We start from the raw sequence: 25,040 nt of genomic DNA, 5'->3' as shown, positions 1-25,040 counted from the left end.
TAAAAGCTAGCCCTTACGATTACGAATATATTCAAGTAAGGCGTAAAGCACTTTATATGCATCTTTACTTTGTTGTTCCAAACTTAAAGGTTTAAGCGAAGCACCGGCTTTTTTTAAAAAACCTTCAGCGATAGCTCTGGTTTTTTCTTCCAAGCCCAGTTTAGCGATTTCTTTTGTAATATCTTTAATTTCATCTTCGCTAAACCCACTGCCTTGAAATTTTTCTGCAAATTTTTCCGCCGCTTGAACATTTAAACTTTGATAATACATGCGTATTGGCGGAGTTAACTTACATTCTCTTAAATCTCCACCAACCGGTTTACCCGTATCTTTTGAAGAGGGCGAAAAATCTAAGGCATCATCGACAACTTGAAAGCCAAGCCCTAAATTGAGTCCATATTCCGTTAAAGCAGTTACGGTTTTTTCTTCCGCACACGCCAACAAAGCAGAAAGTTCACAGGAGGCACGCAAAAGCCAAGCGGTTTTACCTTCAATAATTTTATAATATTCCGCTTCGCTCAATTCTATATTTTTTAAAAAATTAAGTTCGCTGATCTCGCCTTGTGCGGTTTCTATAATGGCTTGAGAAAATATTTTTGATAAAACGGGAACTTGCAAGTCGGCAACAAGTTGGACAGAACGGGCAAGCAAAAGGTCGCCTGCTAACACAGTTAAGCCCAAACCAAATTTTTTATGTGTGCTTTCCTGACCCCGACGAGAATCAGCATTATCTACTACATCATCATGCAAAAGACTGGCTGCGTGTAAAAGCTCAAGAGCCAAACCAAGTTTTAAATATTTTTGTTTTTCTGTTTCATTTGGTTCTTTATTGGGAGAACACAAGGTATATACTGATTTTACTAATAAAAAGCGTACTCTTTTACCGCCGGTTAAAAGAATATGTTTTAAAACAGGTTGAATTAACGGAGAAAAATTAAAAATTTCTTGTTCTAAAACCGGTTCAAGCTCTAAACGCCCTTGATCTATATAAGCCATTAAACTTAAAGACATGCAAATTCCTAAGTTAATTCAAAAGTTATTTTTTTATAAAACTAAACATAAACTCAGTACCATAAAATTTTTTTTGCCACAGAGCTAAGTGTTTGTAAAGCTAAAGCAATATTCCAATCGTCTTTTTTTCTTGAACCCACTAAATTAGAAATTGTTCTTAATTCCAAAAAAGGAATTTTTTGCTGAAGTGAAGCTAAACCCAAAGAAAAACCTTCCATATTTTCAAAAAGAAGTTCATCTTTTGTTTGAGCGTATTCTTTTTTTAACTCTTCCGCTCTTTCAAAAGAGCCTGATACGCCGGCAACACTTATTCCAAGCCCTTTTTTTATCAAGCTCAAGCAAGAAAGATTAACCTTTAAAGCCAAGTCTTGCAAATCTTTTTCGCTTAAAAAATTGAGTTTATTCCAAACAATTTGTTCGGTTAAAGCAAGATCAGGGTTACAAGCTGATTGCAAGGGAACTTCTCGAAAAAGCGGAAAGCCCAAAGCCTTTGGATCTGCTAACTTATCTAAACGCAAACCATATTCAGGAAACAGCTCAGAGTTTGCTAAAATAACAGAACCTAAAGGTAATAGCGTTAAATCATAGCTTCCGGCTATTCCAAAATTTATAATTAAATTAAAATTTATTTTGCTGTCTTTAAAGGCGTTTGTAAATTGCCCTAAAAATTTTCCCAAATAAAAACTTGCGTTTAAAGGTCCAACTCCACAAACTAAAAAGGTATAGGTATTGCTTTTATATAAAATTGTTTTAAATCCACCATCAATCAGGTGAACCGGAGCTTGATCTTGAAATTTACTTTCTCTAAAAACCGCCTCAAGTTCTAAATTAGTCGCCACAACAATCAAAAAATGTTGAGCGTCAAGATTCAAAGACGAAAAATGTTCTGAAAAAGAGTGTGTCATAAGCAACTACAGCATTCTAAAGGTCAAAGACTATCCTCGAACCAACCAAACCAAAAGAACTCCAAACGCCATACAAAGCAATCCGCCAAAACGCAAAGCATCAGGACTCGCCAAAGATAAAGTTATCAATAAATTACGCATTTTTTTTGCCATTAAAACATAAGAAGCACCCTCAAAAACCAGTGCTAAACCCAATGCGGTAATTAATAACTGCCAATTTAATTCCATATTTCTTACGCTTTGTTTTTAAATTATTTATAAGCAGAATGCAGGTAAACAATACCGGCATTTAAAGAACGATATTTTACTTGTTTAAAGTTCGCCTTACTAATTTCGCTTTTTAGTTCATCAGCCAAAGGAAAAGCTTTGATACTTTCCGCCAGATATTGATAGGCGGTTTTATCACCTGAAACAATAGCTCCGACCTTTGGGAGTATTTTATTTAAGTAAAAATTATAAAATCCGCCCCAAATAGGTTTTTTAGCTGAACCAAACTCTAAAATACAAAGTTTTCCACCGGGCTTTAAGACTCTAAAAAATTCTTCAAGCGAGGCTTCCCTAGGTGAAATATTGCGAATTCCAAACGAAACACACGCCAAATCCATACTATTATCAGCTAAAGGAAGAGAAACTCCGTTTGCGGTAAGGGGAAAAATTTTACTTTCGGCTTTATTTTTTAACAGTTTGTTTTTGCCTGCAATCAGCATGGGTGTACATAAGTCAATCGCCGCAATATTTAACTTAAGTGATTGATATTTAAGTGTATTTCGATATAACGAAAGGGCAACATCAAAAGTACCGGTTGCCAAATCTAAAACTTTTAAAGTATCTTTTTTATCTAAATCAAAATCTTTTAAGAGTTCATTAACCAATACCTTGCGCCAATACAAATCGACTCCGAGACTCAAGGCATGATTCAAAAAATCATACGAGTTTGCAATACGCCCAAACATAGAGTTTATTCCCTGAGCAAAAGGATCAGGACAAACATTTTGAGACGCACTATTTTTTTTATCTCGCTTCTCGTTTACTTCTTGGTCTGGTGTAACATTAGGGAAACTATCGATATTTTTGGGATTGGGTGCTGATAAAATTTCAGACGTTTGCTTCATAGCCGAATATTATTCCTTATTTTCAAACAGTCTCTCTTTATTATAATACAAACAAGCTATTTTGTGTGTGTCTCATTTGAGCTATCGGCTTTAACTTTTGCATCATTTTTCAAGCTATTATCTTTCGTTGAATGTAAAATTGTATCAGAGACAACACTATAAGTTTGGCGAAAAACTTCGTTAAAATTTGCCGGCGAAACCCTTCCGGCTTCAATAAATTTTACAACCAACTCTTTAGTAACTTGTATAACTTCTTTTTCTAACTTATCCATTATGATCTCGATCAACTTTATAAATAAAAAACCCGCCCGATGGGAATGGCTTTATGACCACCGCGGTCTAAAGTCTGGACGGGTAAAGGAAGAAACCTTAAAGCCACTCCCTTTTTTTAGAGTTTTTAACAAAATTATTCCAATCCTGCAAATCAATTCAAGCCAAATAAAAATTTGAGTTTGAAATTTGAATAAGCATAGTTAAAACATAAATATTTCTAAGAAAAAATGTTGCTTATACTCTAACTATCACGAGCTTCGTTCATAACTTTACGACATTCTTTCAAAGCCGACATAACTTCAAGTGTTTCTATGTTTTGGTTAACCCGCCAATAAAATTCTTCTACTTCAAACGGCTTGGTTAAAAAATCGTTTGCTCCGTTTTTTAAAAACTGTGCCGTTAAAGACCCTGAACCTGCTGAAGATACACCAATAATTGATAACTGATATGAGCGATATTTTCTCCGAACTTCTCTAACTAGTTCAAGTCCGTCCATCTTTGGCATTTGGAAATCAGTAATAATCATTGTAATATCAGGATTTTCTTTAAGTTTTTTCAATGCGTCGATACCGTCTTCGGCTTCTAAAACCGTAAAGCGATGAACTTCAAGCAGGTGACGAATAATATGACGCTGAGTTTTAGAATCATCTACCACCATGGCTTTGACTTTGCCGTTGCGATAAATTCTTTCTATGCTATTTACTAGCGGTTCCATGTCATCAATGCTACCTTTAAAGAAATAATCGGCAACCCGACGATCAATAAACCCGGCTCTCAATTGTTCGTTAAAAGTAGCGGTTAAAACAATTGTAGTAAGATTGCTTGCCAAACATAAATCAGCAGCCTCACCATCAGGGGCATCAGGCAAGTTTAAATCAACAATCGCAATAAAAAAGTTATTACCCTGACGCTTTAAAATATCTGCAGCCTCGTTTAAAGAATAAGCACAGACACAATTAAATTGGGTAAGAGCCTCTATTTGTTTACGAATTATTTTTGCCTGCACAGGACTGTCTTCAATAATCAAAACACCGGTTGCATCAGACATTTTTAAAACCCCAAAAGTAATATGATTATAAAATACAAAAAGATACTTTAAAGTAATACTTTTTTTATCCTTAACAAAGTGTTGTTTTTCCCGATAGCACTCATAAACTCAGGCAAAGACGGTCCGCCGCTCTGTCCGGTTAAAGCCGCTCTTAAAACAGGTCCAACTTGTTTAAATTTAAGACTATTATCTTCTACATATTTATGTATGCAATTTTCCACCGCAGGGACATCAAAACCCTTGTCATCAATCTGAGTTAATAAATCAGATAAAGCTTTTAAGCGCATTTTTCCCTCATCGGAAAACTGAGCCGCGGCTTTGGGTTCATACTCCAATTTATCAAGAGAAGATAACGCCGGGCGTAAGGCTTCCGCTAGCTCCACAAGCGTATTTACCCTTGGTTGATACAGAGGAATTAACCTTAGTATAAGCTCTTTATCAAAAGTATTCAACCCAAGCTTATTTAAAAATTCTTCCAATAAAGGATATAATTCTTCGGGGCTTTTTGAGCGTAAATGTTGAGCGTTAATCCAAAGCAATTTTTCAGGGTCAAAACCGGCGGCAGAATTATTTAAGTGGTCTGTTGTAAACAGTTCTATTAATTCTTGAGTATTAAAAAGCTCTTGATCTCCGTGCGACCAACCTAAACGAACCAAATAATTAACCAAAGCCTCGGGCAATAAACCGTCTTCTTTATAATCGATAACCGCCTTGGCACCATGACGCTTTGAGAGTTTTTGGCGATCAGCACCCAAAATCATTGGAACATGTCCAAATTGTGGCTGTTTAAACCCTAAAGCCTCATAAATCAAAATTTGTTTTGGCGTATTGGAAACATGGTCATCACCCCTCAAAACAACGCTCACGCCCATAGTCGCATCATCAACCACCACCGCCAAATTATAAGTCGGCGTTCCGTCAGCACGGCGAATTACCATATCATCAAGCTCGTTAACATCAATCGCAATCTGCCCTTTAACCAAATCATCAAAACGAACCATTCCGGAACTAGGAATTTTCAAACGAACAGCGTATCCTTCGCCTTTTTCAAGATTCAAAGAGCGACAACGACCGTCATAATGAAACGCCTCACCTTTGGCTTTTGCCTCTTCTCTTCTGGCTTCAAGCTCCTGCGGAGTACATTTGCACCAATAGGCTTTATTTTCACTTAACAACTTATCCACATATTCGTTATAAACCGCCAAGCGTTTACTTTGATAAATCGTCTCTCCGCTCCAAGTTAAACCAAGCCAAGCCATTGATGCCAAAATAGAGTCGGTATATTCTTGTTTGGAACGTTCAAAATCAGTATCTTCTATACGCAATAAAAATTCACCGTTAAAATGCTTTGCCAATAACCAAGAAAAAATTGCGGTTCTGGCTCCGCCAATATGTAAATGCCCCGTGGGGCTTGGTGCGAAACGAGTAATGACTTTAGTCAAGGGAAACTCCATATATTATATTTTTAATTTTTCTTTAATAATTAATCGGTTAAATATTTTTAATATAATCTTTATTTAAAAGAAACAGTATATTTTTTTACATAACTAACGGGATTATAGCTTTCTTTGGCTTTTCTTAAACCCGGGTCGTCCAAGTCTTGTTCACGATTTAAAAATTGATAATCGTTCGCTATTTCTTGTGCAAAAAGCGTATTGATTGCCTGATAAATTCCTTTATATTCATTTTTACCTTTTTCAAAATGAATAACAAGAGTATCATCAGCCAAGGGTTCCGCGACGGTATAAGCAACCAAGTTTCCGTCTATGCGAATAGTTCCACCGCTTAAATTTGGAATATCTTCCCAGTGTTTTAAAACACGATAAACGGCTTCATTTTCCGCAAGCAACATCGCTGAATCGTGGTCTTCTCTCCACTGTATCCATTGATCTTGCAAAACCAAAACTTCTTCAACGCAATCTTGACTCATTGGTGTATATTTATATTCATAACTTTTTAAAAAGCTATTATAATGATTACGTTTTTTATGAAAACGATTTCCTTTTAAAGAAGCAAGCTCTTGACTATTATAAATATAGTCCCACTGCCCCCTACTCTCTTCTACTTGCAAACGTCCTGCGTAAGCTTTTTCCCAAATATTTAACAATTCTTCAGGCACACGAATAATTTTAGTTCCGGGAGCAATAGCAAAAGCGGTCCAATCAATATTCTTCCAATCGCCTATTGGCGACCAACAACAAGGTTCGGGGCGTGTTTGCCTGATCCAACACAAACTATGACAAAAACCCCACTCCAAACCGTAATAATCAGCCCAGCCCCATAAATTTCCAAGACTGTAATCAGAGGCTCGAGTCCCTGATAGTGCATGAAGTTGTAAATATTTATTGGCATCACCAAGATTAACCGAAACAAATTCGGTTTGGCATGGTGAATTAAAACAAGTTGCCATTAAAAGCTCCAAAATAATTAAAATTTCAATAAAAACCGATATAATTAGTTCTCTTTACTGCCAAAATTCCATACGTGGCTTCAGCGATTCCAACGACTTAAGAGGAATAGTAACGGTTTGAAAACCAAAAGAATATGGTGCAACCTGATATGGTTCAAAAAATATGGTTAAACCAAACTTATCAACAGCAAAAACCGAAAAAGTCTCAAGTTCTTGCGGAATGGATTCATCGTCCATCTCAAAACCAAGTTTAGCCAAGTTTTCTTTTAAATTTTGATAACACAATTTAGCCAAAAGAGTAACTACTTCCTTTTCATCTGCTTTAAATAAATCAAGCAAATCTAGGCGACTAGCATCATTAAGATAAAAAATAAAAGGCATTTGCCCGTTAACCGGGTGAGCCCCGCCTGTAAAGGTGCTCGTATTAAAAATAACCGACAGGGTATTGTCAGTATGAAAGATTTTATAAGTAATATCTAAAGAATACTGAAAGTTAGCCTGATCATTTTTTTTAAACTCTTCTGATTCAACCAAAAAAGTTTTCATCTGATTGTTTGCCCAATTTGCCAGTTCAAGATCGATAATCTGATTTCCGGTAACGGGATAGACAATTTCGATATTAATACGAGGTTCTTTTTTTGATAAAGAAGCATTTTTAATATCGTCAAAGTTTAAGGTGTTGCTCGCCTTGGTTCCGTTAAAACTTCTTGAGTCAAGAGTAAAAGGTATGGGAAAAGCTCCCTTGGCTTTTATATCAACGGCAAAGCAATCAACAGCAACAAACACCATATATGCACAAAACAAAAAGCTGAATATTTTTTTTAAATAATCCATATACCCCTCACTAAAACAGATAAGGCATAAAATAACACAAGAATAAATCCCGTTCAGAATAACATAACTTAAAAATAAAAAACAAGCTAAATTATCTGAAAATAAGATTAAATTAAACGCTCTATTAAAATCAACAACTCTCTGTTGCGATATTTATTTAACTCTTCGTATAAAAAAACCTTCCAAATACGACTATCCAAACTTTTTACATATTTTAGAACAGCTTCGGTTTCAAGCTCTCCGCCCTCGTGTCCTGCATAACAATGAATAGAAATCAAACCGTTACAAACAATCAAGGGTATATTTTTTTCCGTTTTATTCGCTTCTAAGTTTAAGTTAAACCCAAAACAAAGTTGCTTTAAAGCGGATAAAGTAGTTTCCTCTTTTGTAATAATGCACTTGTCGCTTCTCGGTAAAAAACCTAAATTAAACATGGCAACGCCAATAAAACTCTCAAACTGCTTTTGGTCTTGGCTTAAAAACTTTGCACTCAAAGCCTCCAAAATTAGGCTATGGCTCTTTAAATGTAAACACACACGCTCTAAACAAGCCGCGTCTTTCAAACGCTGTTCAGTATTTTTTAATGCCTGTTCCTGAACATCAAAGGCATGCACCAAAACGCTTTTATCATAGTTCAGCTTATTTAAAGCATTCGCCATAAAAAGGCTATCATAACCGTTTCCGGCAGTCGCATCAACCAGACAAAGCGAATTTTGCAAAGGATCACGGTTCAACCCACCTGCTGTCTGTTTTTTAGACAAAACAGATAGGCTCTTTATCACGGCATCTTGAGAATAAACCATTACATCTGATAAAATTAAAGCTTTATGCAAAATTTTTATACCTTATAAAAAGCTATTGCACAGTATCGCAATTTTTTACGACTCTCTGTTCTTGATTTTGAATTTGTGCAATATATTCTTGAACTTTTGGAGTTTTTTTCCATTCATCATAAAGTTTCAACCAAGTTCTTAAATCCATAAAAGTAGTATCAAGCTGTTCTTCGTGGCTTTGAACCCATGAACCAAAAAGTTGCATCTCAACTTGAAAAGCCATACTGTCAAAAATGCTTTCGCTTGGAATACCTGATTTTTCAAGGTCTTGTTGAGCCGCAATAAACATACAAATTGCATTTATGGAACGCTCGTGAGTTATTTCTTGGTCTTGAAGTTCCGCCAATAAACCCTCAAAAGCAGGATAATGTTCTTTAATTTTCTTTTCGGCTTCTTGAGGCAAGCGGAGCATTAACGCCCCTTGTTCTTCTGAGATAAAATAAAAACGTAACCAGTTTTCAAAAACCATTACTTCAAAGACCTTACGTACTGCCAAAGAAAAAGCATCACTCATAACTACTCCGATTATTTCACAGTTCAATGTATTAACAAATTAAGATGACACAATAATTAAAACAAACTATTTATCTACTACTTTAAAATAACAAACATATTAAAGCAAGCTCGACGTATCAAAACAATAAAAAAATAATAAAATCAAGCTATTAATTCTAAAATATTTCTTTTAATACCCTTAACGTCAAGCCCAAGTAACTCTCTTAAACATTGACAAGAACCATGTTCAACATAGTTGTCGGGAATACCCAGGCGTTTAATTTTTTTATTGTTCAATAGGTTATTGTCTAACAACAATTCAAGCACGGCAGAAGAAAAACCGCCGGCTAAAACATTCTCTTCAACCATTAATATTTTATCATATTTTTCAGCCAAAACAAACAATTCCTTTTCAGGAAGAGGTTTAACCCAACGCATATTATAAACATCAACGTTTATATTTTGTTCGGCTTTAAGTAATTTGGCAGCTTCAAAACTTGGATAAACCATATTGCCCAACGCAAAAACCGCAACCGAAGTTTTTTCTTTCTCAACTTCTGAGCTTAAATTAACCTTAAAGCTTTGCATTTTTTCTATACCAAACTCCAAAGGCGGAATAGAATCAAGACTATAAGGTTCGGGATATAAGCTTACTCCAACACCTTTCCCTCGGGGATATCTTAAAGCCACAGGCGTTTTAGCTTTCAAAGCAAAAACCATTGCGGCCTGTAATTCGGCTTCATCTTTTGGGGCAATAATCGTTAAATTTGGAATATGCCTTAAATATGCCAAATCAAAAACTCCATGATGGGTCGGGCCGTCTTCACCCACAAGACCGGCTCGATCAAGACAAAAAACCACAGGCAAATTTTGCTGACAAACATCATGCAAGACCTGATCATAGGCTCTTTGTAAAAAGGTAGAATAAATTGCCACAATCGGGCGTAAACCTTCCAACGCCAAACCGGCGGCAAAAGTTACGGCATGTTGTTCGCAAATTCCCACATCAACAAAACGTTCGGGAAAAGCCTTGGAAAATGCAGTCAACCCTGTTCCCTCAGGCATAGCGGCAGTAATAGCGACAATACGCTCATCTTTTTCCGCCAAAGCATAAAGAGTACGAGCAAAAACATCAGTATAACTGGGAATATCCGCTTCAAAACTTTTAACGTTTTTAGCTTGAACCTTTTCAATTGTTAAAGGCTCAAAAACTTGAGTATCACTATGTTTTTCTATAGTTCCGGAAGCTCCCAAAGCATCATCTTTATGTAAGGTATCGTCATGTGTTTTTTCTTCAAGCGTAAATTTACCTATACCATGAAAGCGCGAAGGGTCAATCTCAGCCGGTTTATAGCCCTTGCCTTTTTTGGTCAAAACATGCAACAACACAGGCTGATCAATATCTTTCGCAACTTTTAAAACATCAGAAAGTGCATGTAAATTATGCCCATCAACAGGACCGACATATTTAAAGTTTAAAGCTTCAAACAACATTCCCGGAGTAAAAACAGATTTTAAACCGTGTTCACTTTTAATGGCAAAATTTACCAAGTCTTCGCCGATTCCCGGAATAGAGTTTAAGGCAGCTCTGACCTCATGTTTCATGCGTCTAACCCAAGAGCGAGACAAGCCGCGGCTCAAAAACAATGATAAGGCACCAACATTTTTTGCAATAGACATTTCATTATCGTTTAAAATAACGATAAGTTTTTTTCCTAGATGCCCAGCTTGATTTAAACCCTCAAACGCCAAACCGGCAGTTAAAGCACCATCGCCAATCACAGAAACAACATGATTCTTTTTCCCTTCCAAATCTCTTGCCAAAGCAAAACCCAAAGCGGCGGAAATAGAGGTGGAAGAATGCCCTACTCCAAAATGATCATATTTACTTTCGCTTAATTTTGGAAAACCGCTTAAGCCTTTAAAAGTTCTTAAAGAACTAAAACGCTCGGCACGCCCCGTTAAAATCTTATATGCATACGCCTGATGTCCAACATCCCAGACGATTTTATCTTGATTAAAGTCAAACTCTTTTAATAAGGCAATAGTTAATTCAACAACGCCCAAAGACGGAGCTAAATGTCCACCGTTTTGAGAAACGGTATGGATAATTAAATCCCTGACTTCTTCAGCCAGTTTTGCACACTCTTCATAACTCAAGCAACTTACCTTACTCGGGTTATCTATTTGAGACAACAAAGAACCACTTTTCGTTGTATTGATTACGTCTTGAGTGCGAGGCAATATTGGACTGACAAAAGGCGTCAAAGTGTGTTGAGTTGCCATATTTGACCTATTTTAATGATGTGAATTAAAGAAATTTGACTGATCATGTATAAAGACTTTCAGCAAATATTACAACCAATCTTATTTGAACGCAAATTAATTTAACATAATAATTTACAAATGCTTAAGGTCAAAAGAACCTAAACATCAAAATCAAAGAAATATAAGAGACAATAAAAACAAAATAAACGTAAATAAGACCATTGCAAAACTCCGTTTTGCGTACTTTTATCATCGTTTTATGCTCTATATACACAACATAAAACGTCTTAAGCCACAAAAACCACTCATTTTACAGAAAAATTAAATTTTACCTTTGTTTTTGGGGATACCCCCGAAGCCCCGCAAGAGCTTTAAGGTCTACGAGCAGGCAAATTCAACCTATAGTTTTTATTCTTGGTTTTTGGAGTGTCTTTCCGGAGTCTTTTTCTGGCGAAAGCCACTTAGATACTATTGCGCAATAGTATCTAAATTGCTAAAACCATGATGAAATCCCAATAAAAAGCAGATTGCAAAAATATCAATTTGTATTATTATATATCCGAACTTAGAAAAGTAAACGTCTAATATGCTTTTCAACAAACAATCATAAGAAAACATACGTTTGCTTATTATAACTTTTATGTTTTGCCGTCGATACAAAAGGAATCTTTAACTATGAAAATGCGACAACACCCCTTGTTCTCCAATGTTTATTCCAAGGTTAATAATTCTAATACAAAGCTATTTTTTAAAGAATTTTGTAAAAAGCCAGGCTCTGTCGGTTCTATTTGCCCCAGTTCAAATAAACTCGCAAGACATATGGCGACGAAAGTAAATAAAGGCTCAGGGCTAGTTATTGAACTTGGAGCAGGAACAGGCGTTGTTACTCAAGCCTTATTAAAAAATGAAGCAATAGCAAAAAGATTGATGGTTATTGAAAAAGCCCCGAATTTTGCACTACACCTGCAAAAACGCTTTCCAAATGCTTTTATATTGCAAGGAGATGCCGCCAATTTATCTGCTTTATTACCCAAAGATTCTAAAGTTGATGCAATAGTTTCAAGCTTGCCCTTGCGGGCTTTTCCCAATCATTTAGTCAAAGCAATTACTCAAGAATGGCTCAAAGTTTTGGAACCTGATGGCATTGTCATTCAATTTACTTATGCATTATATAATACTAAAAAGTTTATCCAACACGGTTTTTATGAATCTGCAAACGAAATCATTTGGGCCAACCTTCCGCCGGCACGCATCCAAATTTTAAAAGCTCTTAAACAGTAAAAAAATATATACAATAAAAATAGACTATTACATAACAGCCTCTTACTCGCTTTCGTCAAAAAGACACTCCGAAAAACACGTATAAATACACTAGGCTGGCTTTGCCTGCCAGTGGCCCTTAAGACGCTTGGGGGAGGCTTCGTGGTGAGACCCTCGAAATAATAAGACACTAGGCTGGCTTTGCCTGCCAGTGGATTTGGGGGCTTCGGGGGTGAAACCCTCGAAATAAAGGAAAATTTAATTTTCCTATAAAATGAGTGCTTTTTTTTGTAACTTAAGGCGTTTTTACATCGCATAAAACGATAACCAAAGTACACAAAACTGAGTTTTGCAATGGTAATAAAAAAGAGGTTGGATCAAACACCAACCTCTTTTTTGTTACGCTTATTTTAATTTTAAATAATTATTCAACTAATCGGTTAAACCCCAAGCAGGGAAAGAGGCATCACCCGAACCTGTCGGAACTTTTCTAACATCACCACCCTGACGAGTAACCAAATAAATCTGTTTTACGCCACCACGAGTAGAACTAAATGCAAGGAAATAACTGTCGCCGGCAAAAGAAGGTTCTTCATCATTACCCGGTCCAAAACTTACCTGACGTTCTGTGTTTGTAACCATATCATAAACAAAGATACGGTGTCCTGCATCAGTCATTTTAGCATAAGCCACTAAAGTTCCGTCAGGGCTAATAGATGGGTCTGTGTTGTAACCACCCGTAGAAACTCTTTTAGAGCCACCGCCACCAAGATTTTTTACAAAGATTTGCGGGCTACCTAAACGGCTTGAACAATACGCCATAATCTTTCCCGTTGCATCAAAAGACGGAGAAACATCAATAAAATGACTATCTTCTAACAAAGTTTCTTTTTTAAACAAATGGCTCAATAAATAAATACTTGGATTTCTTCCCATTGATAAACTAACGGCAACACGGTTATCAGGCAAGAAAGCCGGTCCGATTACTGTATTTCCGGGAAATTTAATACGTTGTACCTGACGAGTTTTTTTGTCCCAAACACCAAGAGCGTGGGTACGGTCATCAATATGAGTAAAAACAACATAACGTCCATCAGGCGACCAAGAAGGAGACATAGCCAAGCCGGGAAGTTTTGATAATTGACGCAGATCACGCCCGGTAGGACGCACAGCCCAAATATCTTTATTTTTCTTATCTCGTGATTTTGCAAACGCCAAAGTGCTTCTAAAAAATTCTCCGCGTCCTGTCATGGCTTTCATCAAATCAGAACAAAAACGATCGGCAATTTCTCCCGCCTTAGAAGGTTCAACATCATAATAGGCGTTACCGAAAATCAATTTTCCGGTCATAACTTCAAAAGTGCGTAACTCAACATAAGGACGTTCGCCACCTTTCTTAAACCAACCTGCGGTAATCAACATATCAGCACCGGCAAGTTGAAAACGTTTATAATCAAGGGTGGGTCCATTAATAGCATCAAGTTTTGTTCCGCCTAAAATAGACGCAGGGTCTACAAGCTTTACAAAAGGTAAAAAAGATAAGTTTTCTTTAATATATTTTTCAACATTAGCCGCCGCCGGAGCACTACCCTGATACTCAGCCATAGCAATATTCACTACAAACTGACTTGGTCCAAAAATGTCTATTTGAACCGGGTTAGCCTCTGCTTTATTCAAAATTCCAAAAAGAGTGATGAAGAAACATAAAAAAACAGTCGTAATTTTTTTCATTTAAAAATTAAACCTCATATATTTTAAATAGTAATTTAAGATTAATGCCTTTGTATATAAAAATCGTTCGCAGAATACGCTGAATATAAACTTTTAGCAAGATACTCGAGAAAATTTATTTAGCCAATAACTCAGACTGTTTAAATTCTAAAAACAAGCGAACAGGCTTATTTTCCGGCGGAGGCAAAAAAACAGGAATTCTTTTGGCTGCCAACATAAAAGCCGCATCAAATTGTTTACGTCCAGAACTTCTGTTGATATCAAGTTCTGTTATCACGCCCTTTTCGTCTAAACCGACAATCAGTTCAACCGAGGCATCTTCTTGGTTCTCTCCAAGAGGTGGATAGGTACAATATGCCAAAAGTTCTTTCCTGACTTTTTCTTTAAACTCATTCATAATTTTTAGCTTTGCTTGCACCTCGTTATCCCACTGCACCTCTTTACTGGAACTCCAGTCATAAGAACCCGTATTATTTCCGTTATGGACTGATTGGTTTTGTGTTAAAGCGGTTTGAGTCAAAGCTCGTTGATAGCCCCCACCCAAAAAAAACAATAATACAATAATAAAAGATATATTTTTTAGCATAGAACTAAATCTCTCTTTTTCAATAAGTTGAATACGCATGTTCTAACCGATTAATGACAATTTTAAAACAAATTTATCTTTTAGTCATTTCATTATAATTAAACTTTAACAACAAAACTTGCAAATCTGGATTTGGTGGTTTAGGAAAACTTTTAACCTTACTCACTGCCGATAAAACTGATGAATCATAAGCCGGTGAACCTGAACTTTCTTCTAGCACAAAATTTTTGATAGTACCATCAGGTAATAAACTCACTCGAACCGTTGCAACTAAATTTGCAATCTCACTACGTGGCACAGATGTCCATTGTTGCCTAACTAAGTTACCAATAGTATGCATGAAACTTATAATCTCCGCATCTTTAACGGTAATTTCAACAGGCTGTACTTTCCCCTTCGTTTTGGTCGTCTGAGCCAAACTCAGATTATATAGCGATAAAATAACTAATAAAAAAATGATAAACGCAGAAAAACTATTTTTTAAAATAGCCACAGCTACCTCTTCACCATTTCATTATAATTAAACTTTAACAATAAATCTTGCAAATCGGCATTCGGTGGTTTAGGAAAACTTTTAACCTTACTCACTGCCGATAAAACTGATGAATCATAAGCCGGTGAACCTGAACTTTCTTCTAGTACAAAATTTTTGATAGTACCATCAGGTAATAAATGCACTCGCACAGTAGCGATTAAATTCGTACGATCTCTAAGTGGAACTGCGTTCCATTGTTGCCTAACTAAGTTACCAATAGTATGCATGAAACTTCTAATCTCCGCATCTTTAACGGTAATTTCAACAGGCTGTACTTTCGGATTCGTTTTGGTCGTCTGTGCCAAGCTCAGATTATATAGTGATAAAATAACTAATAAAAAAACGATAAACGCAGAAAAACTATTTTTTAAAATAGCCACAGCTACCTCTTCACCATTTCATTATAATTAAACTTTAACAACAAATCTTGCAAATCGGCATTCGGTGGTTTCGGGAAACTTGTAACCTTGCTAACTGCCGATAAAACTGATGAATCATAAGTCGGTGAACCTGAACTTTCTTCCAAAGCAAAGTTTTCAACAGTACCATCAGGTAATAAACGCACCCTTACTGTTGCAATCAAGTTAGTACGATCAGAGCGAGGCACAACGGTCCATTGTTGCCTGACCAATCCCATGACAATACCGGTATAAGCCGCATCAATACCTACATTAGAGTTACCTTGACCATGCGTACCGTCTCCGGTTCCACCACCGCCACCTTGAGCGGCATCTTTGGACATAGCGTTTAAAGCCTTCGTCGCAGCATCAGGACCTGAGCCCGTGCTAGTTTTAGTGCTTGAAGTTTTGCCTGCAAGCTCTTTAGAAAAATCTAAAGCATCATCGATATCAGATTTATCTGATTTTTTAGTTTGTTTTTTGTCAACGGGTTTGGTCTCGACCTTTTTATCCGTTTTATCTTTAGTTTTATCAGGGGTTTTGGTTTTGTCGTTGTCTTGTGGTTTAGGCTCTTCTTTGGGTTTATCCTTATCTTTATCTTTTTTTGCCTTATCGTCTTTTTTATCGCTGATAGGTTTTACATCAGGCGGAACAGGCACGGCAACAGGCTTCGTCGTTTCAATCGGCGGCGTAGCAGGAGGCGGCGGCGGAGTTGGCACACTCGGAGGCGTTTCAGGCACGCTTGGAACATCAGGCACGCTTGGAACCGTGTCTTGAGGTGTTTGCGACGCAGGTGGTTCAGGAACAGCTTCGGGAGTAACCGTAGCTCCACCACCGGAAGGACCAGAAACATTTGGTAAACCCTTAGCCCCAATACTCGCCAAACCAATTTCAAGAATCGGCTGATTCAAATCGATTTGTGGCGAGCCTTGGGGTAAGAAAAAGATGACTATGATCAATAGACCATGTATACATAAAGAAGATAAAAAGCCAATAGAGCGTGATTCTTCCACAACAAAAATATCCTTAACTTATATAAAAAACTTTTGAGCTTAACGTTTATTGTTGCGATTTAAGTTTGAAGGTGAAACTTGTACGCTTTGAGCTTGTCCGCCGTTATTATTTGTTAACGGACGATTTACACCATTTGTATTGGTTTGTACAGGGTTTGTTGTTCCACTGCCAATGGCTCCGCCACCAACGGTTCCACCTAGACTCATACCTTCGGCATCACTCGGTTTTTCTGCGACTACGCCGAGTTTTTCAACCCCTGCCGCACGAATACGCCCCATTACATCAACAACAACGCCATAGGGAACTTCTTTATCGGCTTGTAAAAACAATTGTTTATTTTTTTCTTTTACATTCACCAATAACTGCTGAATAAGAGTTTCTTGGTTCACTTGATATTCATCAAGGAACATAACCCCATCTTTGCGAATGGTTAAAACCATATGATCACTGTCTGTAGGTAAGACCTCTACTGTTTGAGTTTGAGGCAAATCAACCTGTAATCCTTCTGTCATCAGTGGTGCAGTAACCATAAAAATAATCAATAGAACCAACATAACGTCAACAAATGGCGTTACGTTAATTTCGGCAACAAATCCACCCTTTCTGGATACTGAAACTCCCATAATTCTAACCTCACATTCTAAGCATAGCCTAAAGTTTATATATTTCAGTGAAATTCAGGCTTAAAAACCGACATCAATCAGCTACTCTAAAAAATATCAAAAAATTATATTTATATACTGTTTTTTGAAACAGTACGAGGTGTTTCAGTACGAGTTCCGTTCACTTCTCTTTGAACTCTATTTAAAAACACACCGGCAAAGTTTACAAGTTCGGCCTCAATATCAGACAACTTACTTAAAAACATATTATAACCAACAGTTGCAGGAATAGCGACAAACAAACCAACCGCAGTCGCAACCAAAGCTTCGGAAATTCCCGGTGCAACAACAGCCAAAGAAGCACTTTTCATCTGACCTATAGAATGGAAAGAATCCATAATTCCCCAAACCGTACCAAACAAACCAATAAACGGAGCAGTATTGGCAGCGGTAGCCAAAAACGACAAAGATGTATTTAAGCGACTTATTGTTTCGCTAACCCCCTGACGCAATGAACGCCTGACGTTATCTGATAAAACATCACTACTGTTTCCGGCTTCTCTTAAGCGGTTATATTCATCAACGCCTACCTGTGCAACGTGATAGAGAGGAGACGAGGTATCAGAACCCAAAATCTGTACCGCCTCTCTTAAATCTTTTGCACCAATAAAGCGAACGATGCCCTCTGTGGCTTTTTTGCGAGCCGTACTCAAAGAAAAATATTTGCCGACTATGATAGTCCAACTCCATAATGACATCATTATTAAAAGAGCCAAGACTAATTTTGCTACAAGTGTAGCATGCATAATAGAAGAAATAATACTGTTATCCATCGGGTTATTAACTCCAAGATATATTCGATTTTTTATTTTAGTAGTTAAGAAGAAAACTAAAAACGACAAGGCTTTTACTTTAATCTTTTAACATCATAAGACTGGGTTGCACATTAGAAGAAATTTTTGAGTTTAATGAAGCCACGGGGCTGTTTAAGGCTAAAAAAACATCATCAACAAGGCCAGAACCAATAGGGGAACCAACAACAGAAGCCCGTAACACATCTTTTTTATTTAGCTGTTCCGCTAAAGTCTGTTTGCTGGTGTTTCTTCTTACTGAAGCAGTAATTGGTTCATAAGATTTGATCGGCTCAAGCTGAACAGGGTCTTTTGTTGACACTGGCTCTTGAGTAAATGCAGGCACATCTTTAACACTAAAGTGGTTAACTTCTTTCTTTACCTGTCCGGAGTTTAAATCCATATTATTTAGTTGTATTTTTATGTCTTGTATCTTTTCTTCCAATTCAACAAGATTAGATAAAAACAATCTTTTTTCTTCTTTTATGCTTAAAGCTAAAGACTCAAGATTACGCCAAATAAAAAAGAACATTGTAAAAATAGCAAAAAAGCCACACAATAAAAAAATTAAAAATGCAACATTGCCTGATAAGTCCATAACAATCACCCTTAACTCTTCTTTAGAAAAATCAAATAACATTATAAAAAAAATATCACAATGAAAAACTAGATAAATTATAAAAAATCTCTAGAGTACTCTTCGGCAGAACTACATCAAAAGTTAAGGTCATTTAAACTTCTTATAAAAAATATTTTACATAACAAAGAAAACGCCAAAAAATAAGTAGTAAGCTTCTTATAATTTGACGTTTTTTAAATTTTATTTAGCTAATCGGCAACAACAAAATTATAAGGGTGGGTTGACCTTAAATTTTCTCTAGAGCGTTCAGCCGAATGTAACGTTGGGTAAGGACCAATCTGAACTCTCCACATAGAAATCGAATCTGCATAAACATAGCGATTGGTCAAACCTTGCTGTTTAAGTTTTGTACTTAAATTTATCGCATTTTGTTTTAAGCTAAAGGCTCCGATCTGAACATAAAACTTTCCGCGTAAGTCGCCTGAATCGTCCATTCCTTTAACGCCGCCAATGCTTTCTATCCTAACTTTTGCCGTTCCTGTTCCAACGATACCAAGTTGCTTTGCCGCCACATTACTTAAATCAATAATTCTGTTGCTCACAAAAGGACCTCGGTCATTAACTCTTACTGTAATTTGTTTACCGTTGCCAAGGTGAGTAACTTTAAGTCTTGTATCAAACGGCAAAATCTTATGAGCCGCCGTCATCGTATGCATATCATATTTTTCACCGTTTGCGGTTTGCTTTCCGTGAAAACCCGGACCATACCAAGAGGCAACCCCTTCTTCTGAATAATTATGGGCCGACGTTAAAGGATAATAGGTTTTTCCCTTAATTGTATAAGGCTTTGTACCTCTTTGTTTTTTTCCGCCTTTACTTGTTCCCCCGCTATAATCACTTGAGGGTGAAGATTTAAACCAACTACAGCCGGAAAAGCTAAAGCTAAGACTAACAAGTAATAAACAAAAAAACAGTTTATAAAGAATTTTTTGATTGATCATATTTTTACTATTTATAAAAAGTTAAACGTCAATAAGGCAAAATTATTTTAAAACGCCATAAAAAAACATATATTACTTCGCTACAACCACAACATTTTTATACTGTTTATGCATAGTATTCGTCAAAGCCATTGCCTCTTTTAAATGAGAATAAGGACCAATAGAAACTTTAGTATTTTTACTTCTTTTTCGCTTACTGATTGCTGATAAAACCTGAATATCTTCATCTGTTTTTTTCAAATTACGCTTTAATGTTGCAAGAGAGTTTTGACTAAAAGGTGCATTAACAATCACCCAAAACTCCCCTACGGGATTATCATCAGAATCTAGAACACAATCTACGGTTTCAACTTTAACCTTAGCAACGCCAGAGCTTAACATATCAAGGTCTTTGGCGGCCAAGCGAGAAACATCAATGATGCGGTTTTGGGTATGCGGACCTCTATCTGTAATCACAACCTCAACGCTCTTGTTGTTAGCCTGATTGGTAACTTTAACCTTGGTTCCAAACGGCAAAAAACGATGTGCGGCCGTATAACCGTGGGGATCAAAGGCAACCCCGCTTGCCGTTTTTTTACCTTTTTTAAACCGCTTTCCACCATACCACGAAGCTTCACCTTGCTCGTGAAAAAAGTGTTTATGGCTTAATTCCGCATTATTTTGCAAATTGGGCTGAGATGTTTGCTCTTGCTTAACTGAAGTATCAAAAACCTTCTCAGATTCCCCATATTGCTTTTTACAAGCACTCACACTTACCAACAACAAAATAGCAAGACAATATAAAAAAGAAAAACAAGCAAGATTAAGACAAGCTTTAGTATTCGATTTTATATTTTTTAATAACAATATCAATATAACACTCCATTTTTATTATCTTTATCACCGATACTTTGTAAAGGGATTATCCGCCAATGGCATTCATTTTTCTGCCTGTTGTTTTCGCCGCTTTTTTGGCTTCCAACAAATCAAAACCTATGGGTTTATGTTTTATGGCTTGAGTAAAAAGTTTATCTACAAATTTTATGCCGAGTTTAGAATGACGCAATAATTCCCTTACTTTATATTCTTTTTCTGAAAATAAGCAGGTTCTAAGTCGTCCGTCTGCCGTTATTCTGAGCCTGTTACACTGGAAGCAAAAGTGGTTTGATAAAGGAGTAATCAGACCAAAACGTCCCTTTCCACCAACAATTTCAAAGCTTTTTGCCGGACCGCTTCGTGGGTCTTTCTTATCTTGAGCTTTTAAAGTTACATAATTTTTTGCTTCGGCTAAAATATCTTCCGCCGCCCAAAAGTTGCTATCTAACCAAGGTTCATGTCCACCCATTGGCATATATTCAATAAAACGTACTTCCAAAGGATTATTCATTGCAAGCTCTAAAAAGTCTTTAAGCTCGTCTTTATTAAAACGTCGCAAGGCAACCGCATTAATCTTGATGTTGAGTCCGATATCCAAAGCTGAATCGATCGCCTCTCTGACTTTACTCAAAGAATCAGAACCGGTAATTTGTTCAAAACGCTGAGGGTTTAAACTATCTAAAGAAATATTTAAACTTTTTATTCCAAGGTCTTTTAATCCTTGAAGATATGGTTTTAACAAACTTCCGTTACTGGTAAGGCTGATCAATAGCTCGGGGTGGGCTTTATGCAACCTTTCCAAAAAATTCATAATCCCCTTACGCACAAAGGGTTCTCCACCGGTCAAACGAATTTTTTCAACCCCACGATTCACAAGTAAAGAGCTTAACTCCAAAAGCTCTTCATAACGTAAAATATCATCGTGCGGTATTGTTTTTTGTATTTTATCACAACTGGAACAATAAATGCATCTAAAGTTACAACGATCCGTTAAAGATATGCGTACATAACGAACAGCCCTACCGTGTATATCAAACAAAACCGGATCATGTGTATTTGAATCAGTATTTTTACAATCAACTTGTGGCATACTCAGACCTTTTCATAAAGACATTTATATTGCTAAACAGTTAAATATACATAAGAAATAGGATACATTTATGTTAGATTCCATCTCTCAAACCAGCTCAACAAACTTAAAAGCATATGAGCGTTCCGAACACACCACAGACCAACTATCCAAAAGTCAAAAACATGACGTAAGGCTATCTGATAAAACTCCTCAAAACTCGGAAAATGTAACTTCGTTTCAAAAACATACCGAAAGTTTTGGGCCGGCTGTTGTTTCTCATTTAAAAACAAACTCGGAAACAAGAAAGGATATTTCAACAAATCCTAATCAAATTAACACAATAAGCGATAAAACACATGATCGTGTAAGTTTGAGTTTAAACGCCGTTGAGCTATCAAAGCTAAAGAATCAAAAGGAACATAACGCAAAACTTGAACCAGCTCAAGCTCAATTAAATGACCATAATATTATTTCAAAAAATGAATTAAAACAAACCGAACAAAGAATCAAAGAAGTTGCTGTTGATAATTTCGTCAAAACCGAAACAAGCAAAGAAACCGCCCAAAATAAAGAGCAACCAAAAATCAACGAAACAACACCCGCAACAAACACACGCAAAAGCCTTTTTTCTTTTTTGGCAACCTTACAAAACCGCATTTTAGGACGTGCCGTCTTTAATTATGAACAAACCTCTCTCGATCTTCCGTCAAAAGGTTCACGTCTTTCTTTAAAAGTCTAATATTCTCAAGCTTGTTTTTATCATAATAAAAGGTTAGTATAAAAGCTGAACAAAACAATCCTAATAAAACAAACTAACCTTATAAAAATTAAAACTGCCTCTATGAAAGCTTTACTAACAACAATTATAATTGCAACGCTTCTCAGCCTGACTGCTTGTTATGATTATTATCTTCCTTATGGAACCGTCGCTCAAATTAACGGGAAAAATATCTCGATAAAAGACCTTGAAGCAATTGCAGACAGCAACACCGCAGGTATTTTATCAGATAAGCTCGACTATTCTGTTGAAGGGGTAAGAAAGAACTATACAAAAGCTCTCGGCGACCTGATAGTTGTAACATTAGTCGAAGAAGAACTTGAAAAATTAGGGCTCTCAATTACCAAAGAAGATGTTGCGAATGAAGAAAATTTAATTAGAGGCGACTATCCGGAACATGAATTTGAACGTCAACTTTTGGAAGACAGACTCGATTTAGATATATGGAGAAAACAATTAAAAGGCCGTTTGGCTGTTCGCCGTTTTCATGAAAAGGTTCTTCAACCTTTAATTTCGGTCAGCACGGAAGAATTTAAAGAATATTCTCAACTTCACTCAAAAAATATTCCCAGTCAAAAATATTTTAGATTGTTACAATCAGAAAATAAAAGCATGCTTGAAAATGCCCTTAAAACTGCCGTCAACAAAGAACTCCCAAACAACTTTCAAGAACTTTTTCCGGGTGTGTCAATCAAAGAAGTACGTCTTGCCATAAATAGAATAGAACCAAAAACCTTAAACCAAATAAATAAATTAAAACCCGGGGAAGCCGGTTTGATCTTTAAAGACCCGGAATCAAACGAGTATGGTGCATATATTTTATTGGAAAACATAGAAGAACGTACAATGGAATTCAGCGAACTCTTTAAATTAAACGAAAAAGCAATTTTAGAAGAAAAAATCGACTTCGCTTTCAAAATATGGATAGAAAGAACTGTTCGCAAAGCCAAAATAAGAATTTCAAGCTACCTGCTTACAGCTCAGAACAATAAAAAACAAAACCCTACGGAAGTAATAACTCCAACCCCAAACACTAACGCAACGGAAAGCAACACCCTGCCGAGCCTTCCTAAACCGGATCAAACAGAAAACGATTTAAACAACGCAACAGAAAAAATAACAATTAACCCGATATTAACGCCGTCTGTGCCTTCGCCACCCCAAAACGAGCTAAACCAAAACCAAAAACAATAAGTTATTAATTTGAAATCAAAAAAATGATTTTTAATATTTTAACAAAATAGTTTTAAACTTAGATTAAGGCATTGCATAAAATTTGAAAAAAGTTTAGTTAGTTTCATTGAAAATATGCTTTTTCTTCAGCGACTTTAGCTTGATTAAAGGTTGAAACTTGATTTATTAAATAAATTAAATCATATAATTAAATAAAAAAAATAGTAATTTTTATCTTACAGCTTTAATGAGAGGAATTATCGTGTTTAAAGTAAAAAAATCTTTTATGTTTGTGTTGATGTTGGCAACGTGTATTATTTGTTCTACCTCAGGTGTGTTTGTTAAAGACTCTCTCTCAGAAACCACCACAAAAAAACAAAATACAAAGAAAAAAACAAATAAAAAAACTGCCGGTGCAACAACAAAAAAACAAGGCACAACAACCAAAAACCAAGGCACTACAACAAAAAACCAAGGTGCAACAACTAACACAAGTTTGAATGATGATAAGTTTTTGGTAACAAAAATCGGAGCAGTTGTTAACGGCGAGATGATTTCTCTTTATGATATTCAAACCGCAACTAATTCTGAACTTGCAAGACTTAGAATTACTCCCGCCGATCCACGCTATGACAGAGCTGTTAAAGAAATTATGCGTCGTAGCCTTGATAATAAAATAAACGATATTCTCTTACGCCAAGAAGCGGAACGCCTCAAAATAACCGTTTCACCTCAAGATATTGATAATGAACTCAAAAGTTTCATTAAGCGTAGCCAAATGACCGAAGAACAGTTTGAAAAAGAACTTAAGGCAAAAGGCGAAAACATGGCGTTTATTAAAGATAAAATGCGCGATAATATCTTAACTAAACGCATAATCAGCTATATGATAAGCCGAAAAGTTAGCGTAACCGAAAAAGAACTTGAAGAACATTACGAAAAAAATAAAGATCAATATATTAAAGGAAAAGTCGTTGATGTTTCTTTATTGCTGTTTCCTCCAAATATAAACGCCGAAAAAGTATTGGCGGATATAAGATCAGGCAAATTAAAATTTGCAGATGCAGTCGCCAAATTTTCAATTGGCCCAAACCCTAAAAAAAGCGGGGTTTTAGGAAAACTTCCTTGGGAAGAAATGGCAACAGACTGGAAGGATATAATTGCACCCATGTCTGTTGGCGAAATTTCCAAGATCTTTGATGTCAGAAACTTTAAAGCAATAGTCAAACTAAACTCCATGAACCCCGGAGTGCAAATGACCTTTGAAGAAGCCAAACCCATAGTCGATAACGAAGTTAGAACTCCTTTGTTAAATGCACGCTTTGATGAATATTTGGCTCAATTAAAAAGTAAAGCCATTATTGATATTAAGCTTTAATAATTGAACTATTTTCAAATCATATATATTTACGCTT

26 protein-coding genes and 1 pseudogene are annotated in these 25,040 nt (G+C 36.3%); 4 read left to right on the top strand and 23 right to left on the bottom strand.

From position 1 onward, the window contains the following. Positions 1-6: 6 nt before the first annotated feature. The 12 genes from BT999_RS01310 to BT999_RS01255 form a co-directional block, all read right to left on the bottom strand. Complete coding sequence (locus BT999_RS01310; protein ID WP_072695690.1) at positions 7-1,011, bottom strand: polyprenyl synthetase family protein; 1,005 nt, start codon at positions 1,009-1,011, stop codon at positions 7-9. Between the two features lie 53 nt (positions 1,012-1,064). Further along, a complete protein-coding gene (gene mqnB, locus BT999_RS01305) occupies positions 1,065-1,916 on the bottom strand; it encodes a futalosine hydrolase (protein ID WP_072695688.1) in 852 nt (283 codons plus the stop codon). A 30-nt stretch (positions 1,917-1,946) separates the two neighbouring features. After that, positions 1,947-2,144 carry a DUF2065 domain-containing protein gene (locus tag BT999_RS01300; protein ID WP_072695686.1) on the bottom strand — a complete coding sequence of 66 codons (198 nt, stop codon included), beginning with the start codon at positions 2,142-2,144 and terminating at the stop codon, positions 1,947-1,949. A 23-nt stretch (positions 2,145-2,167) separates the two neighbouring features. Further along, positions 2,168-3,028, bottom strand: coding sequence for a ubiquinone/menaquinone biosynthesis methyltransferase (locus BT999_RS01295; protein WP_245790972.1), 861 nt, complete (start codon positions 3,026-3,028; stop codon positions 2,168-2,170). 56 nt (positions 3,029-3,084) lie between these two features. Continuing rightward, the gene (locus BT999_RS01290; RefSeq protein WP_072695684.1) at positions 3,085-3,300 is read right to left on the bottom strand and encodes a hypothetical protein; all 216 of its coding nucleotides are present in this window, start codon (positions 3,298-3,300) and stop codon (positions 3,085-3,087) included. 242 nt (positions 3,301-3,542) lie between these two features. Further along, a complete protein-coding gene (locus BT999_RS01285) occupies positions 3,543-4,349 on the bottom strand; it encodes a response regulator (protein ID WP_072695682.1) in 807 nt (268 codons plus the stop codon). 47 nt (positions 4,350-4,396) lie between these two features. Beyond that, a complete protein-coding gene (gltX, locus tag BT999_RS01280) occupies positions 4,397-5,791 on the bottom strand; it encodes a glutamate--tRNA ligase (RefSeq protein ID WP_072695680.1) in 1,395 nt (464 codons plus the stop codon). Between the two features lie 71 nt (positions 5,792-5,862). Continuing rightward, entirely contained in the window at positions 5,863-6,759 is an 897-nt protein-coding gene (locus BT999_RS01275) for a DUF2156 domain-containing protein (protein ID WP_072695678.1), read from the bottom strand. Between the two features lie 54 nt (positions 6,760-6,813). After that, positions 6,814-7,593 (bottom strand): DUF3298 and DUF4163 domain-containing protein, encoded by a 780-nt coding sequence (locus tag BT999_RS01270; RefSeq protein ID WP_072695676.1) that lies wholly within the window; start codon positions 7,591-7,593, stop codon positions 6,814-6,816. Positions 7,594-7,700: 107 nt separating this feature from the next. After that, positions 7,701-8,426, bottom strand: coding sequence for a tRNA 5-(aminomethyl)-2-thiouridylate-methyltransferase MnmM (mnmM, locus tag BT999_RS01265; protein ID WP_072695674.1), 726 nt, complete (start codon positions 8,424-8,426; stop codon positions 7,701-7,703). 22 nt (positions 8,427-8,448) lie between these two features. After that, positions 8,449-8,940 (bottom strand): hypothetical protein, encoded by a 492-nt coding sequence (locus BT999_RS01260; RefSeq protein WP_072695672.1) that lies wholly within the window; start codon positions 8,938-8,940, stop codon positions 8,449-8,451. Positions 8,941-9,083: 143 nt separating this feature from the next. Then, positions 9,084-11,144 carry a 1-deoxy-D-xylulose-5-phosphate synthase gene (locus BT999_RS01255; protein ID WP_072696104.1) on the bottom strand — a complete coding sequence of 687 codons (2,061 nt, stop codon included), beginning with the start codon at positions 11,142-11,144 and terminating at the stop codon, positions 9,084-9,086. Positions 11,145-11,864: 720 nt separating this feature from the next. Between BT999_RS01255 and BT999_RS01250 the strand changes: the two genes are divergently transcribed. Further along, positions 11,865-12,470, top strand: a complete 606-nt coding sequence (locus BT999_RS01250; RefSeq protein ID WP_218587503.1) for a class I SAM-dependent methyltransferase — start codon at positions 11,865-11,867, stop codon at positions 12,468-12,470. 411 nt (positions 12,471-12,881) lie between these two features. Here the strand turns inward: BT999_RS01250 and BT999_RS01245 are convergent, their stop codons facing one another. From BT999_RS01245 to moaA, 11 genes and pseudogenes are all read right to left on the bottom strand, one after another. Then, complete coding sequence (locus tag BT999_RS01245) at positions 12,882-14,180, bottom strand: PD40 domain-containing protein (RefSeq protein WP_072695670.1); 1,299 nt, start codon at positions 14,178-14,180, stop codon at positions 12,882-12,884. Between the two features lie 115 nt (positions 14,181-14,295). Then, positions 14,296-14,805 carry a TonB family protein gene (locus BT999_RS01240; RefSeq protein ID WP_072695668.1) on the bottom strand — a complete coding sequence of 170 codons (510 nt, stop codon included), beginning with the start codon at positions 14,803-14,805 and terminating at the stop codon, positions 14,296-14,298. Positions 14,806-14,839: 34 nt separating this feature from the next. Further along, positions 14,840-15,259 carry an energy transducer TonB gene (locus tag BT999_RS01235; RefSeq protein WP_072695666.1) on the bottom strand — a complete coding sequence of 140 codons (420 nt, stop codon included), beginning with the start codon at positions 15,257-15,259 and terminating at the stop codon, positions 14,840-14,842. A gap of 2 nt (positions 15,260-15,261) precedes the next feature. Further along, positions 15,262-15,528, bottom strand: a complete 267-nt coding sequence (locus BT999_RS12360) for an energy transducer TonB (RefSeq protein WP_143145470.1) — start codon at positions 15,526-15,528, stop codon at positions 15,262-15,264. Between the two features lie 155 nt (positions 15,529-15,683). Continuing rightward, positions 15,684-16,712, bottom strand: a complete 1,029-nt coding sequence (locus BT999_RS12465) for an energy transducer TonB (RefSeq protein ID WP_072695661.1) — start codon at positions 16,710-16,712, stop codon at positions 15,684-15,686. A gap of 225 nt (positions 16,713-16,937) precedes the next feature. After that, a pseudogene (tolR, locus tag BT999_RS01220) lies at positions 16,938-17,336 on the bottom strand (protein TolR); the annotation flags it as partial. A gap of 110 nt (positions 17,337-17,446) precedes the next feature. Then, on the bottom strand, positions 17,447-18,148 hold the full coding sequence (gene tolQ, locus BT999_RS01215) for a protein TolQ (RefSeq protein ID WP_072695659.1): 702 nt from the start codon (positions 18,146-18,148) through the stop codon (positions 17,447-17,449). 79 nt (positions 18,149-18,227) lie between these two features. Next, positions 18,228-18,764 carry a hypothetical protein gene (locus BT999_RS01210; RefSeq protein WP_072695657.1) on the bottom strand — a complete coding sequence of 179 codons (537 nt, stop codon included), beginning with the start codon at positions 18,762-18,764 and terminating at the stop codon, positions 18,228-18,230. 230 nt (positions 18,765-18,994) lie between these two features. Next, entirely contained in the window at positions 18,995-19,747 is a 753-nt protein-coding gene (locus BT999_RS01205; RefSeq protein ID WP_072695655.1) for a septal ring lytic transglycosylase RlpA family protein, read from the bottom strand. 72 nt (positions 19,748-19,819) lie between these two features. Then, positions 19,820-20,599: a septal ring lytic transglycosylase RlpA family protein gene (locus BT999_RS01200; RefSeq protein WP_072695653.1), complete on the bottom strand. Its 780-nt coding sequence runs from the start codon at positions 20,597-20,599 to the stop codon at positions 19,820-19,822. Between the two features lie 49 nt (positions 20,600-20,648). Continuing rightward, positions 20,649-21,692, bottom strand: coding sequence for a GTP 3',8-cyclase MoaA (gene moaA / locus BT999_RS01195; RefSeq protein ID WP_072695651.1), 1,044 nt, complete (start codon positions 21,690-21,692; stop codon positions 20,649-20,651). 70 nt (positions 21,693-21,762) lie between these two features. Between moaA and BT999_RS01190 the strand changes: the two genes are divergently transcribed. The 3 genes from BT999_RS01190 (at position 21,763) to BT999_RS01180 (ending at position 25,003) form a co-directional block, all read left to right on the top strand. Next, complete coding sequence (locus tag BT999_RS01190) at positions 21,763-22,413, top strand: hypothetical protein (protein ID WP_072695649.1); 651 nt, start codon at positions 21,763-21,765, stop codon at positions 22,411-22,413. 102 nt (positions 22,414-22,515) lie between these two features. Then, positions 22,516-23,646, top strand: a complete 1,131-nt coding sequence (locus BT999_RS01185) for a SurA N-terminal domain-containing protein (protein ID WP_072695647.1) — start codon at positions 22,516-22,518, stop codon at positions 23,644-23,646. 241 nt (positions 23,647-23,887) lie between these two features. Next, positions 23,888-25,003, top strand: a complete 1,116-nt coding sequence (locus tag BT999_RS01180) for a peptidyl-prolyl cis-trans isomerase (protein ID WP_072695645.1) — start codon at positions 23,888-23,890, stop codon at positions 25,001-25,003. Positions 25,004-25,040: the final 37 nt, after the last annotated feature.

This window comes from Desulfovibrio litoralis DSM 11393 (genome assembly GCF_900143255.1).
In the GTDB taxonomy this organism is placed as follows: domain Bacteria; phylum Desulfobacterota; class Desulfovibrionia; order Desulfovibrionales; family Desulfovibrionaceae; genus Frigididesulfovibrio_A; species Frigididesulfovibrio_A litoralis.
This window is presented reverse-complemented; position numbering and strand designations above follow the sequence as displayed.

Excerpts from the sequence above, each read along its gene's own strand:
- BT999_RS01310 (WP_072695690.1), bottom strand. The coding sequence starts at position 1,011 with ATGTCTTTAAGTTTAATGGCTTATATAGATCAAGGGCGTTTAGAGCTT.
- mqnB (WP_072695688.1), bottom strand. The coding sequence starts at position 1,916 with ATGACACACTCTTTTTCAGAACATTTTTCGTCTTTGAATCTTGACGCT.
- BT999_RS01300 (WP_072695686.1), bottom strand. The coding sequence starts at position 2,144 with ATGGAATTAAATTGGCAGTTATTAATTACCGCATTGGGTTTAGCACTG.
- BT999_RS01295 (WP_245790972.1), bottom strand. The coding sequence starts at position 3,028 with ATGAAGCAAACGTCTGAAATTTTATCAGCACCCAATCCCAAAAATATC.
- BT999_RS01290 (WP_072695684.1), bottom strand. The coding sequence starts at position 3,300 with ATGGATAAGTTAGAAAAAGAAGTTATACAAGTTACTAAAGAGTTGGTT.
- BT999_RS01285 (WP_072695682.1), bottom strand. The coding sequence starts at position 4,349 with ATGTCTGATGCAACCGGTGTTTTGATTATTGAAGACAGTCCTGTGCAG.
- BT999_RS01275 (WP_072695678.1), bottom strand. The coding sequence starts at position 6,759 with ATGGCAACTTGTTTTAATTCACCATGCCAAACCGAATTTGTTTCGGTT.
- BT999_RS01270 (WP_072695676.1), bottom strand. The coding sequence starts at position 7,593 with ATGGATTATTTAAAAAAAATATTCAGCTTTTTGTTTTGTGCATATATG.
- BT999_RS01260 (WP_072695672.1), bottom strand. The coding sequence starts at position 8,940 with ATGAGTGATGCTTTTTCTTTGGCAGTACGTAAGGTCTTTGAAGTAATG.
- BT999_RS01250 (WP_218587503.1), top strand. The coding sequence starts at position 11,865 with ATGAAAATGCGACAACACCCCTTGTTCTCCAATGTTTATTCCAAGGTT.
- BT999_RS01245 (WP_072695670.1), bottom strand. The coding sequence starts at position 14,180 with ATGAAAAAAATTACGACTGTTTTTTTATGTTTCTTCATCACTCTTTTT.
- BT999_RS01240 (WP_072695668.1), bottom strand. The coding sequence starts at position 14,805 with ATGCGTATTCAACTTATTGAAAAAGAGAGATTTAGTTCTATGCTAAAA.
- BT999_RS12360 (WP_143145470.1), bottom strand. The coding sequence starts at position 15,528 with ATGCATACTATTGGTAACTTAGTTAGGCAACAATGGAACGCAGTTCCA.
- tolQ (WP_072695659.1), bottom strand. The coding sequence starts at position 18,148 with ATGGATAACAGTATTATTTCTTCTATTATGCATGCTACACTTGTAGCA.
- BT999_RS01210 (WP_072695657.1), bottom strand. The coding sequence starts at position 18,764 with ATGGACTTATCAGGCAATGTTGCATTTTTAATTTTTTTATTGTGTGGC.
- BT999_RS01205 (WP_072695655.1), bottom strand. The coding sequence starts at position 19,747 with ATGATCAATCAAAAAATTCTTTATAAACTGTTTTTTTGTTTATTACTT.
- moaA (WP_072695651.1), bottom strand. The coding sequence starts at position 21,692 with ATGCCACAAGTTGATTGTAAAAATACTGATTCAAATACACATGATCCG.
- BT999_RS01190 (WP_072695649.1), top strand. The coding sequence starts at position 21,763 with ATGTTAGATTCCATCTCTCAAACCAGCTCAACAAACTTAAAAGCATAT.
- BT999_RS01185 (WP_072695647.1), top strand. The coding sequence starts at position 22,516 with ATGAAAGCTTTACTAACAACAATTATAATTGCAACGCTTCTCAGCCTG.